A 12,627-nucleotide genomic window follows, 5' to 3' on the forward strand; every position below is an offset into this window, starting at 1 on the left:
GAAGATGAATCCACCGCCTCTGATCACCTAAGCTTGCAACAAAGCAATCAGCCTACTCATTAAAACGACTCAACCGGCTTACTAGACTCAGCCAATATCTTATTCGCCTCTAACCGCGGAAACGTAAACCGAATAATCATCCCCGAATCAGCACCCTGCCCCGCCATCACCAATTCAGCGGACCGAATATTTTCCGGCGCAGCAGCCAACGCACTTACAGCATTGTTCTGCCCTTTAGCGTTCAACCCTTCAAGAAACGTATAAGTCAGATTCCCCGACGCCAGACCAACCTGCTCAAAATTGGAAATTTTCGTCGTCAGCTCTTCAGTGCTTCTCGATTTTCTCGCGGTATCAAACATATCCAGGATGGATTTCTCATCGCTCATGGAAACCAGCGTGAATGATTTGGAAAGCCCCGCGATGGCTTTGACGTACAGGTTCTGATCAAACGGGCTGATGAGTGAAACCATCATCAGCTTGTCACCCGAGAAGATCAGCGCGACGGTGAATTTCTCTTCCAGGAAATCCACATCGTCGATGCATCTCGCGGTTCCGCCGACGTCTTCGGAGCAGTCGTAGTAACCGGCCGCTTCGGTGAATTTTGCGAGTGGGGTTTGGTAGATGTAGTTCTTGAACAGCTTTTCTTCGGCGAAAGCCCCTTGGGCGGAGGCAAGCAGGGCGCCGGCGACGAGAACAGATGATGCGAGTTTTTTCAGCATGGGATCCCTTCCTCTCTCTTATTGATAGCCCGCTGCTATCAGTCCATATCGTGGCTGTCTCGCCTAATCCCACACTTGATGAGGTTGTATTTCCGCCGGATATCACTGAGCCCGACCGGCCATTCCTGATAAACTCCCCCACCTCCCAGCCACACCGATTCCGTACCCCCAATGCCCCCAATCTCCGCCACACCCGCCCCACTCTCCCGCCGTTTCTCCGTCGCACCGATGATGGATTGGACTGACCGTCACTGCCGGTACTTCCTACGCATCCTGTCGAAAAACGCCCTGCTCTACACCGAAATGGTCACCACCGGCGCGCTGCTCAACGGCGATCAAGAGCGTTTCCTCCGTCACAACGAAGCCGAGCACCCGCTGGCGTTGCAGTTGGGTGGTAGCGTCCCGCTGGACCTGGCCGCTTGCGCACGTATGGCGCAGGAGCATGGTTACGACGAGGTGAATCTGAACGTTGGCTGCCCGAGTGATCGGGTGCAGAACAATATGATCGGTGCGTGCCTGATGGGGCATCCGCAGTTGGTGGCGGATTGTGTGAAGGCGATGCGTGATGCGGTGTCGATTCCGGTGACGGTGAAGCATCGGATCGGGATCAATGGGCGGGACAGTTATGAGGAGCTGTGCGATTTCGTCGGCACGGTGCGGGATGCCGGGTGCACGAGTTTTACGGTGCACGCGCGGATTGCGATTCTGGAGGGGTTGTCGCCGAAGGAGAACCGTGACATTCCGCCGTTGCGTTATGACGTGGCGGCGCGGTTGAAGGCGGATTTTCCGGAGCTGGAGTTCATTCTGAACGGCGGGATCAAGACGATGGAGGCCTGCCACGAGCATTTGCAGACCTTTGACGGGGTGATGCTGGGGCGCGAGGCGTATCACAATCCGTATCTGCTGGCCGAGGTGGATCAGCAGTTGTTCGGCAGTAGCGCGCCGGTGATCAGCCGGGCCGAGGCGCTGGCGCAGTTGCGGCCTTATATAGCCGAGCATTTGCTGGCCGGCGGCGCGATGCATCACATCACCCGGCATGTGCTGGGCCTGGGCACCGGTTTTCCAGGGGCGCGCAAGTTTCGTCAGTTGTTGTCGGTGGATATCCACAAAGCCAAGGATCCGCTGGCGTTGCTGGATCAGGCGGCGGAGTTGCTGGCCGGGCGTTGATCGACGCGTTGAGCGTGTGGGCAACGAATGAGCGTTGCCCGCTGATGTAATTCTTTTGTTGTACTGACAGGATGTCTTTTGTTTATGCCCGCGTTGAATTTCTCTGGTTTCAAGCGTTGCACCCTCCTTGCCTTGTTTTGCGCCACGTCTAATGTCCAGGCCCACTGCGACGGGCTGTGTCTGGGTAACACCGATACGCCGTGGGAGGTGACCAAGTTGTCTGGTTTCTCGCTTGCATCTCTGCTGCTCACGCCTTTTACGGCCTCGCAAGAAACCACCGACAGCCATAAACGCGTTTACTCCGCCGAGGAGCTGGAAGACGCGCGGCTTTATCTAGCCAGCGACGGCATGCTGCAAGCCGCGTATTTCACCTCGGCGTTGCAGCGGTTTCGTCAGGATTCGCCCGACTCTGAATTGAATGACCTCGCCGTCGCTGCGCTGATCAGCAGCCAGTAATCAGTTTGCCGCCGCAGCCGTCCAGTTAACCCAGCCGAACTGCCAGGTGGCGAGGATCAGCAAGCCGAAGGCAATGCGGTACCAGGCGAAGGTGGCGTAGCTGTGGTTTGCAATGAACTTCAGCAGGCCGCGCACGGCGATCATTGCGAAGATGAACGCTACGACGAAGCCCAGGGCGAAGACCGGCAGGTCGCCGCTCTGGAACAGTTCGCGGTACTTGTAGCCGGAATACACCGCGGCGCCGACCATGGTCGGCATCGCCAGAAAGAACGAGAACTCCGTGGCGGCCTTGCGTGACAGGCCGAACAGCAGACCGCCGATGATGGTGGAACCGGAGCGCGACGTGCCAGGAATCATCGCCAGGCACTGTACGCAACCGATCTTCAGCGCGTCGGCCCACTTCATGTCGTCCACATGATCGACACTCACTACATGATCGCGCTGCTCGGCCCACAACATCACGATGCCGCCCACCACCAATGCAACGGCAACGGTGATCGGGTTGAACAGGTATTCATGAATCGTGTCGGCGAATAACACACCAAGAATGACCGCCGGGAAAAAGGCGATCAGTAGATTACGGGTAAAACGCTGGGCATTGCTTTGGGTCGGCAGGCCTTTGACGATCTCGAAAATCTTCGGGCGAAACTCCCAGACCACCGCCAGAATGGCCCCCAGTTGAATAATGATGTTGAACGCCATGGCGCGTTCACCGCCGAACTCCAGCAAGTCGGCAACAATAATCTGGTGGCCCGTACTGGAAATGGGCAGGAACTCGGTCAGGCCTTCTACCGCCCCAAGAATCAGCACCTTGAACAAGGTCAGTAAATCCATTAATCCTCCGTCGACACGCTCTTTTAGGGCGCGCCGTTAACTGCATTCAGGCATTGAGTATCTGAAGTAAAACAATTGGCAGATGTACACCCATTGCCCGACTCGGGGACGGAGAATATGTCTTATCAAAAGCCACACTCAAGGCATGTTAATAAACGTCCGTGTGTGAACTTGTCGGTGTTATAGCAAAAAGACAGGCCACCCCATAAAATGTGACCCACCTCACACTGCTCTGATACGTAAGCAGTTGAGTGATGGCCAAGGGACATAAAAACAGGTCGCGATAATTACAAAATAGTGGCACCATTCCATATTGCCACCATCTAACGACCCCAATTTCGTTAGTTCACAGCCCCGAAAAAATCAACTAAAAGCTTGAATCGCTTAATTATTGTTAGAAAACTCGGGAGCCACGTCTAAAATCCGCGCAAATGTTACCAATTGTCAGTCACAGATGAGAACCGGTGCTTTAACATCCCGATGTCAGCACCTTTTCGAGTCAATGCATGATGCTCACAGGTAACTTAGCGACTAGAAGCCCGCGCCGCACAAGCGACGAACCAGGTGTTCTCACTCTGGGTCGTACCCGTGGCGTGGCTGAACACTTTAGCGCGCTAATCGCGAAACATGTGCAGACTGATCTGGCCATTGAGGCCGACTCTTACGCTAGTTCATATCAGCAAAATGAATATCACGGCTTGTATCGGGCCATATTCATTGTCATCGACAGCCCTCAGGCTCTTGAAGACAACCTGGCACGGGTGGAAAACCTGCGCAGTGACAACTTGAAGCCGATCATTTGTGCGGTAATCACCGGGCGCGGCGCGTTCAACAAGATCAAGTATTTTCTGGCCGGTGCCGACTTCTGTATCAAACTCAATACCTTGTCCGATGAAAGCGGCGAGCTGCTGGGCGAGTTCTTCAACAGTGAAGAATGGCAGCGTGATATCAGCCTGGTGCTGGACCCCACCCGCATCTGCCTCTCGGACACCAGCAAGAAACTCGATATCTCCTTTGCAGAAATGAAGATCCTGCAAGCCTTTGCGCAGACCGGCAATCACATTCTCAGCCATGATGAAATCGCCAGCATCATGGGGCTCAACACCCATTTCTACGATCCTCGGGCGCTGGAAAAATCCATCAGCCGCTTGCGTGGGAAAATCAAGGACGTGTACGGTACGAACGCCATACAGAGCATTCGCGGGTATGGCTATCGTCTGATGAGGGGGTTGATCTCGACCGCCTGATTCAGGGAATCACTCTTTTTGCAGCTTACGAGGGAACGTCTGATGCAACGCACTAAAAATCCGATGTCTCACTGTTTTAACTGCGTCACATATCTAATAAAAAGCTGTCAATTGCATGAGCGCTGCAACACTTAAACATAACAATAAACCATTACTCTAAAAGCAGACCGAGTGGAACTTATCGAGGGCCATCATTGGGCCCAGACCCTGCCCGTCGATTATTTCCGAGGAAAACATTGCTCGCCTGCCCATTATTTTTTCGCCAAATTTGGTGTGTACTTTAGGAGAGAGACATGGAAACCAGCACAACCCTCCCAAGAAAATACTTTGTTGTCGTGACTAATAGCTCGGCGTCGCAACGTGAACTTGAGAACATCCTCTCCAGCGAGCGTTTCAATTCGTTTGGCACGTCCCAGGCACAAATGTTTATTGAAGGTGTTGCTTCGCCCTCTTCCACTCCGATGCTGATGGAGTTCACTTACCCACGCGGCACAAGGAAGCATGTCGCACGCAGCATCGAACATGATACCCAGCGCATATTGGCCACTCTTGAATCGGAATGGCTGGCAGCACAATCGGCGCATTCCTTCCACAGTTCGACGGCCATGTCCGAAGACCCCGCTGACACTTCCCGAACGATCGAGTCCGACGCGCCCTGCACTGAAGCCTGGCACCTGGACAATGATCAGGGTGCATTGACGAAAGAGGGTGTCGAAATCAGTCTCACCGGGCTCGAAACCGCACTGGTCCGCAAAATGCTCCACCATGAAGAGCGTGTTGTCAGTCGGGACGATCTGATCCTCAGCATCGGCCGCGAGCCGGAGCAATACCGGGGACTGGAAATGTGCCTGAGCCGTCTTCAAGACAAATTCAAGAACGCCAGCAACGGTGAACGATTGTTTCGTGCCGTACGCAATCGCGGTTATTGCCTGATCCAGGAAGTTGTTGCCTAAACAACATCCCCCACTACAAGACAAACAGATACAAGTGCGATTACAAAAATAAAAAAGCACTCTGTTTGGTTTCACCCCTCCCTGGTTATACCCGCCTCCTGACCCCACCTACGATAGCAAACACAAGATTGATTATTCACCCCCTGCCTTTCGACCTTTTCTAACGTTTGAATATTGGAAATTTAAATAAGTTGGCACTGTGCCATCTTGTTAGAACTCGTCAGACAGCATCCCCGGCAATAACTTAGTCTATTGACTGACGACAGTTCCGCATTCCGGCGTTGTTACCTCAGGACACTGGCTCAAACAACAATAACAAGTCTGCTTAACAACTCGGTTTTCTACTGTCGAAACCTGAATGGACGTCTTTTGGGGATATCGTATGGATCTTTCTCTTCGTATCAATCGAAACACCGGCCTCAAGGGACTGACCTTTTGGGGCCAATGGGCGCTGGCACAGACTTTCATTGTTTCACTGTTGTTCATACTGGCCGAACAGCACACGGGCACCGTCGAGTTCTACTATCGGATGTGCACGATTCTGGCGGTACTGGCCTCGGTGCCGGCTTATACCTTCAGCGGCGCGTATCGAAAGCGAGACAATTACCTGACCGGGCTGGGCCGACTGTTCGTGGGCTGGTTCATGACCATGGCCGGGCTGGCGTTCATCGCCTTCATCTGCAAGGCCGATGCGCTGTTTTCCCGCCAAGTCATCCTTGAGTGGGCGGTGTACGGTTTCCTTGGTCAGGCGTTGCTGTACGCACCGCTGCATGCGTTCTCGAAGTTCTACCAGCGTTCGCGCAAAAGCGAACACAAGACCCTGATCGTCGGCACCGGCGAACTGGCGCTGGGCCTGGCTAAGAAGCTGAGCCAACACGAAAACCTGCCGCTGGTCGGCCTGGTCAGCAACGGCGATACCCCTAGTCTGGAAGCGGACGCCCCGCGCGTCGTCGGCGCTCAGGACGAATTGCTTGAGCTGATCCAGACCCACGACATCCGCCGCTTGTACATCACCCTGCCGCTGTCGGAAGCCGCCAACATCGAGGCCATGTACGTCGACCTGCTGGATGCCAACGTCGACGTGGTCTGGGTGCCGGACCTGAACAGCCTGACGCTGCTCAACCATTCGGTAAAAGTCGTGGACGGTCTGCCGGCGATCTACCTCAACGAAAGCCCGCTGACCAGCCGCCCGACCGCTGCGCTGAGCAAAAGTCTGGTGGAGAAAGCCGTGGCCCTGCTGGCTATCATTCTGTTGAGCCCAGTGCTGCTGGCCGTGGCGCTGGCGGTGAAGCTCACCTCGCCGGGCCCGGTGTTTTTCAAGCAGGATCGCCATGGCTGGAACGGCAAGGTGATCAAGGTCTGGAAATTCCGCTCGATGCGCGTGCACGATGACCGTGACGTCAAGCAGGCCAGCCGCAACGATTCGCGCATCACTCCAGTCGGACGTTTCATCCGTCGCACTTCGCTGGACGAGCTGCCGCAACTGTTCAACGTGCTGCAAGGCCACATGGCACTGGTCGGCCCACGTCCGCACGCCGTGGCGCACAACAACTACTACTCGGGCAAGATCCTCGCCTACATGGCCCGTCACCGAATCAAACCGGGCATCACTGGCCTGGCGCAGATCAGCGGTTGCCGGGGTGAGACAGACACGCTCGACAAGATGGAAAAGCGCGTCGAGATCGACCTGAAGTACATCAACAACTGGTCGCTGTGGCTGGATGTGAAGATCCTGGTGAAGACGCCGTTCACCTTGCTGTCGAAGGATATTTACTGAGACGCAGGGCTTGAGAAGGCAACACCGCAAGGGGACGAAAGTCCCCTTTTTTGTGGGCGGGATTTGGGATTGGTCGGGGCTCTGCGGACAAGGTGTGTCAGATGTTTTGATGTCGGCTGAGCAGACGCTTTCGCGGGCAAGCCCGCTCCCACAGGTTTTTGGGTGATGCCGTAATCTTCAGCATTCCCCGATCCTTGTGGGAGCGGGCTTGGTCCGGGCGGCGATCCGACGAAGGCGCCAGTTCATTCGCCATCAGGTTTGAACCTGCCAATCACCCGGAACAAACCGACTCCCACAGCAATCACGGCTGCATCAAGATACCCCTTCACCACAAACAAAAACGGGAGCCAACAGGCTCCCGCTCTAACTCCCCGCTCCCCTGAACCTACTCGGTAATCTTCCCGAAGTTCCGGTAAAACATGTCCCCTTCCCGACTGTCCGTCATCGAATGCAGCTGGAAGCTGCGATTGAGCCGCGCGCCACCGTCACGGGTCAGCGGCGCCCACACCAGGTTGGCGCGGCGCATGGTCGACATGCTCATCATTTCGTCGAACGGGATCGACAGGTACAGCCCCTTGTCGAAACTACCCTCGCCATACTCGGCGCTGCCGGCGGTGGTGATGGTCGCCCAGGCACCAAAGCGCACGCCGTTGAAGAACTCGCGGGAGATATCCACCGTGCCGCCAAAGTCGCCCGCCAGATAACGTCCGACGCTGACCGCTGCCAGCGTGTCGAACGGCAGGTCGGTATAGCCGGTGATGTGACCGGTCCAGACCGAGTAATCCTGCAGGCCGAAACCCTGGTCGAATTCACGCTGCCGTACGTAGTTCAGATCCGCGCCGATCGACCAGCGCTTGCCGGTCGGACGAAACAGCACCTCGCCCCCGACCCCGGCGAACATCGATTCCAGATAACCGCCGTAGACCATGCCGTACAAATCCTTGTCCAGTTGCTCGGCGTGGCTGACCTGGAACAGCGGCATGGTGGTGTCCGACGTGGTCAGGTATTGACGCAAGTCGGTGCGCACACGCGGCAGGCCGCTGGGTGCGTCGTATTTGAATTTGTCGAAGTTGTTGATCAGGTTCTGGCTGAGCAAACCGTTCCACCAGGTGTTGCGGTTGAAGCGGTACTCGGCATCGAGATCGGCAGTGAACTGATAGAGCAAACCATCGGGGCCGCCGACGTTCTGTTTGAAGCCCAGACCGACGCCGTAATTGAAGTGCTGCGGCGCCTCGGTGTAGAGGGTTTTCTCGTTGCGCGGCATCGCCGGATTGATCTCGGTGGTGCGGTGCAGCGATTCCAGCGGTTCTTCGTTGTTGATCACTTCGCGGAAGGTCTGCCGGGGCACGCTGGTTTCTTCCAGCGGCAGGTCGTAGCGCTTGTTGACCACGGTGAACCAGTCGATGTCGTCATTGACGCTGTTGTCGAGAATCCGGCTCGCGCGGCCGACGGCCTTGGGCGAATGGAAATAGCGCTGCTGCTCGCCGTACACGATCAGTTCGGAATCGCGCTGGGTGATCCGCTCGACCTTGTAGCCGGCATTCTGCTGCAAGCGGCGCGACACGTCGGCCCAGTTGACCTCCTCCATCGTCGTGGCTGGCGCCTTCGCCGGCAGCGGTTCGGCCGGTGGGTCGAAGGTCTTGGCCGGAGCCTTGCGGCTGACGAAGTTGGTGTGGAACGTGACGCCGAACATCGCCGTGTTGCCCCGCTCCCAAGCAGCGCTCAGGTCGAGGGAATCGGTCACCTTGAACACCGCTCCGAGGTTGATCGGCGAGTCCTGCTTGATGATGTTGTCCTTCGGCTCGTGCTTGTAGTCGTTGCCTTCGTATTCGAGTTTCAGGCTGAGGCGATCCCAGGGTGTCTGATAACTCACGCCGCCAAAAAACGCAGGCTTGCCGCGAAAGTACGACCCGGCGTTGACGTCACCGGTGCCTTCCAGGTCCGGGCGGGTCTTGAAGCGATCACTGGCCCAGCCCAGCGGGTTGTCGAAGTCGCCGCGGTTACCGATGTAACCCCAGGCGATGCCGGCGCTGAAATCGAAATTGTCATAGCGCTTGTTGGCGACGAAGAATTCACTGGCAAACAAACCGGTACCACCGATGTCTCGAAAGCCCAGCGCCACTTCCGGCGCCCAGTGGCTTTCCTGCCACAGCCGGACCTTGGCGTCGACCGCCTTGTCCTTATAGCTCTGGCTGCCGCTCAGCGCTTCGGAACCGTACGGACGGTTGGTGATGGCGGTGTAGCGAAACGAACCTTCCAGCCAGTCGAGCGGCTGCAACGAAACACTGTATCGGCTGTACGGTTCGGTGCGGTTGGCGTTGACGCTCAACTCACCGGCGGGCGACATGCGCGCGGTCGGGGTCTGCAACAGACCGACGCCGCCGAAGTCATTCTGGGTAATGCGTGGCTCGGCATGCACCAGGCCACACGGCAATAACAACACAGCTGCAAAACGCAAATTCAACGAACCACCTCAGCCAACTGCGTGGCAATCAATTCGGCCAACTGCTGATTCAGTTCAGGGACAGGCGGATCCAGATCATCGTTTTTCACCGGCACCAGAATCTTGCTGCCAGCCACGGGCATCTGCCCGCTCTCGCGGTTCCAGTGGGCGATGCCGACCCGCCGCGATTCGCCGTTGGGCTGGATCAGCCACAGGTAATCGGCATCGGCGTCGGCCTCCAGCAACGCGCAGCCCTGCAGGTATTCGCGGGCCTCCTGCAACGGCTGATAAGGCAAGCGGCACGGCTCGGAGACCGCGCCGAGCACTTCGACTTCGTCGACCCGTTTCGGGTAGATCAGTTGATCGCCATCGTCGAGACGAATGTTGCGGGCGAAGCCGACTTCCACCGCCACCGGATCGAGATCGGCAATCTGCCGCCCGGTCACCGGCATCTGCCGGACCTGCTCGGCCAGTCGTTGTGCCAGCGCCGCACGACTCGGCTTGTCGAACAGCATCGCCATGCGCTGCAGCACATCCAGATCGAACAGCACGCCGACCTTCAGCCGCGTCTGTTCTTCCAGCAATGACTGACGCAACAGGACGCCCGCCAGCCAATAGCCTTCGGCATTCGGTACGGCCTCGCCGATCACGTCGCGCAAACGCCCGCCCGCCGGCAATTCGATCGGGCCCGGGTTGGCGACATCACCGCTGACGATGACCGCTGCCTCGCTGCCCCCGGTGAGCAACATCAAGCACGCCGAGAGCGCTCTGAGCCGCTTCACGGGACATGCCTGCGGTCAGGGGTCAACTGCAAGATCCTGACGCGCAACTGCGAGGTCAGTTGCTGTTCACTCTGCACAATGAAACCGTCCACCGGATCGACCCAGTAACGATTGGTCGCGCGCAGGCCGATGGCCGGCGCGTCAATCTGCTCATCGACACGCAGCACGGTGTATTCCTTGTCGAGAATCTCCAGGGTTTCCAGGGACTTTCGGGAGAAGCGGCTGTTGACGATGATCCCGACTTCCTGGCCCTTGTAGAGGTCGATCCAGCGGCGGCTGGTGTAGCCGTCGGTAATTCGGTGCAGCCCCTGTTTGAACGGCGAGTCATCGGACAGACGCGTGCCGTCCAGATCGCCTTCCACGCCGAGGCCAACAGTGCGCATGGCCAGGCCATCGCGCGTCAGCAGCACCTGCTTGCCGGAGGCGACCCAGAACTGCAGATCCTCGCGCTCGCGCACCAGCGCCAGCACCCCGGAACCGGACGGCGTGGTCAGTTTGAGCTGGGGATACTTGACCCCGGCCACCTGCTCCGCCGACACGTCGAGGTCATCCGGCCCGATGACCGACGCCTTGAGGTTGTTCAACGAAGCGCTCATCAGCGGATTGCAGCCACTCAACAACACGGCCGCCATCAGGCACACGCCCACTTTCAACGTTTTCACAGTCGGCGGCCTTATTTGCTGTTGTTACTGTATTCGCTCCAGTTCTTCGCAGCGGAAGCCCCCGTCCCGACAATCGATGCCGACGGCACCAACTGGCTGATCAGGCGATTCCAGCGAGTCACATTGGCAGGCCCGACATAGACCACGTCCTGGGGCCGCACTTCGAAGTGCGAGGCGAGCGCCATGGCGGTCGGCGATTCGGCTTCCAGCTGATAGATTTTCGCAGGCTCCACGTCGAGGTTTTCCACCCCGCGAATCACGTACACGGCGTTGCCGTTGGAGGTGGTCTGGCTCAGGCCGCCGACCGAACCGAGCACGTCGGACAGATTCATGGTGGCGGTCTTGAAGCTCAGCGCACGGGGCTGGTTGACCTCGCCCATCACGTAGATGCGCTTGTTGTCGTTGTACGGCAGATACAGTTGATCGCCTCCCTTGAGGTAGACGTTCTGCAATTCGGAATCCTGCTGATTGAGGGCGTCGAGATTGAGCGGATAGACCCGCCCGTTGCGCGTCAGCATCAGCCCGGACAAATCGGCATTGTTGGTATCGACACCGGCCGAACCGAGGGCTTCGACCACGCTCAGCGGGTTGGTCGAAATCGCCTGGGGGCCGGCCTTGGCCACGGCGCCCGAAACCACGACTTTCTGGCTGGCGAAACGTAGCACCGCGACATCCACTTGCGGCTCGGCAATGAACGCCGAGAGGCGTTGCTCGATGTCCGAGCGCAGCTGCTGGATAGTTTTGCCGGCGGCCTGGACTTCCTTGATGTACGGGTAATACAACGTGCCGTCGGAGCGCACCAGACGGCCGTTGGCGTCGATCTGCTGTTGCGCACCCGAAGGGGCGGTCAGCTCGGGGTGATCCCAGACCGTGATGTACAGCACATCGTTGCTGCCGATGCGGTATTCGGCCGGGGTCGCCAACAACTCCGCCGGCACCGACTCACGCTTGTACGTGGCGCGGTTCATGGCGATGAGCTTGGGGGTGATTTGAATGAGCTCGACCCGGCTGCTTTCGCTGGCGCCCTGGCGCGTGATGCTACTGGTGCTCAGGTACTGGCCGGGGGAGAACATGCAACCTTGCAAAGCGAAACTTGCCAACATTAAAAGAGTAAAACGACGATTCATAATGGCACTACGCTATTCAAGGGCGAATCCAAAAACAAAGTCACCCGGCTTTCGCCGGGCGACCCTGTACTGCACCAACAGATACTTCAGTTAGTTGTGCGTGCCGGTTGTACCCGTGGTACCGGTGGTACCCGTTGTACCGCCGTTGGCACTTCCACCACTGTTGGACGCCGCTACAGCACTGGCGACCATGGCAGTACTGGCAGCAGGCGCTGTAGAAGCCGCGACACTGCCAGATACATTGGTCACTGCTGTAAGCGGCGCTTCAGCTGCGGAGGCCCAGTTGCTCAACATCGTCAACAGGGCGATCGCCATCACTTTCTTCATATCAACTCCTTTCTAACATCGCACCTGAACATCGGGTGTTCGTTAGAGGTGGTAGAGTTCAAGTCGCAAAAAGCGCGAACAAGATCCGTTGTTCTTTCACAGTCTTACCCAACTGATAAAAGTCGAACGGCAG

General features: G+C 57.4%; 12 protein-coding genes. 5 read left to right on the forward strand and 7 right to left on the reverse strand.

What is annotated here, in order from left to right; all coding sequences use genetic code 11:
- Positions 1–59 precede the first annotated feature (59 nt).
- Entirely contained in the window at positions 60–719 is a 660-nt protein-coding gene (locus tag QR290_RS20005; protein ID WP_289203441.1) for a hypothetical protein, read from the reverse strand.
- Positions 720–890: 171 nt separating this feature from the next.
- On the opposite strand from QR290_RS20005, the gene dusA reads away from it, so the two are divergent.
- Both dusA and QR290_RS20015 read left to right on the forward strand, forming a co-directional pair.
- Entirely contained in the window at positions 891–1,886 is a 996-nt protein-coding gene (gene dusA / locus QR290_RS20010; protein WP_289203442.1) for a tRNA dihydrouridine(20/20a) synthase DusA, read from the forward strand.
- A gap of 84 nt (positions 1,887–1,970) precedes the next feature.
- The gene (locus tag QR290_RS20015) at positions 1,971–2,342 is read left to right on the forward strand and encodes a DUF2388 domain-containing protein (RefSeq protein ID WP_115078625.1); all 372 of its coding nucleotides are present in this window, start codon (positions 1,971–1,973) and stop codon (positions 2,340–2,342) included.
- Here QR290_RS20015 and QR290_RS20020 read toward each other — a convergent pair whose 3' ends face one another.
- Entirely contained in the window at positions 2,343–3,176 is an 834-nt protein-coding gene (locus QR290_RS20020) for an undecaprenyl-diphosphate phosphatase (protein ID WP_289203443.1), read from the reverse strand. It lies immediately after the preceding gene.
- A gap of 506 nt (positions 3,177–3,682) precedes the next feature.
- On the opposite strand from QR290_RS20020, the gene QR290_RS20025 reads away from it, so the two are divergent.
- The 3 genes from QR290_RS20025 (at position 3,683) to QR290_RS20035 (ending at position 7,153) form a co-directional block, all read left to right on the forward strand.
- Positions 3,683–4,423, forward strand: coding sequence for a winged helix-turn-helix domain-containing protein (locus QR290_RS20025; RefSeq protein ID WP_115078626.1), 741 nt, complete (start codon positions 3,683–3,685; stop codon positions 4,421–4,423).
- Positions 4,424–4,716: 293 nt separating this feature from the next.
- A complete protein-coding gene (locus tag QR290_RS20030) occupies positions 4,717–5,376 on the forward strand; it encodes a winged helix-turn-helix domain-containing protein (RefSeq protein ID WP_289203444.1) in 660 nt (219 codons plus the stop codon).
- Positions 5,377–5,758: 382 nt separating this feature from the next.
- Entirely contained in the window at positions 5,759–7,153 is a 1,395-nt protein-coding gene (locus tag QR290_RS20035; RefSeq protein ID WP_289203445.1) for an undecaprenyl-phosphate glucose phosphotransferase, read from the forward strand.
- A 385-nt stretch (positions 7,154–7,538) separates the two neighbouring features.
- Here the strand turns inward: QR290_RS20035 and QR290_RS20040 are convergent, their stop codons facing one another.
- The 5 genes from QR290_RS20040 to QR290_RS20060 all read right to left on the reverse strand — a co-directional run bounded on the left by QR290_RS20040 (position 7,539) and on the right by QR290_RS20060 (position 12,494).
- Positions 7,539–9,617, reverse strand: a complete 2,079-nt coding sequence (locus QR290_RS20040; protein ID WP_289203446.1) for a YjbH domain-containing protein — start codon at positions 9,615–9,617, stop codon at positions 7,539–7,541.
- Entirely contained in the window at positions 9,614–10,345 is a 732-nt protein-coding gene (locus tag QR290_RS20045) for a capsule biosynthesis GfcC family protein (protein ID WP_289203447.1), read from the reverse strand. The genes QR290_RS20040 and QR290_RS20045 overlap by 4 nt, the downstream gene beginning before the upstream one ends.
- Before the next feature lie 29 nt (positions 10,346–10,374).
- Positions 10,375–11,040 carry a YjbF family lipoprotein gene (locus tag QR290_RS20050; RefSeq protein WP_115078631.1) on the reverse strand — a complete coding sequence of 222 codons (666 nt, stop codon included), beginning with the start codon at positions 11,038–11,040 and terminating at the stop codon, positions 10,375–10,377.
- An 11-nt stretch (positions 11,041–11,051) separates the two neighbouring features.
- Positions 11,052–12,167: a polysaccharide biosynthesis/export family protein gene (locus QR290_RS20055; RefSeq protein WP_192561785.1), complete on the reverse strand. Its 1,116-nt coding sequence runs from the start codon at positions 12,165–12,167 to the stop codon at positions 11,052–11,054.
- A gap of 90 nt (positions 12,168–12,257) precedes the next feature.
- Positions 12,258–12,494 carry a hypothetical protein gene (locus QR290_RS20060; protein WP_003226528.1) on the reverse strand — a complete coding sequence of 79 codons (237 nt, stop codon included), beginning with the start codon at positions 12,492–12,494 and terminating at the stop codon, positions 12,258–12,260.
- Positions 12,495–12,627: the final 133 nt, after the last annotated feature.

Origin of the sequence: Pseudomonas fluorescens (assembly GCF_030344995.1) — a bacterium.
GTDB classification, from domain to species: Bacteria; Pseudomonadota; Gammaproteobacteria; order Pseudomonadales; family Pseudomonadaceae; genus Aquipseudomonas; species Aquipseudomonas fluorescens_BF.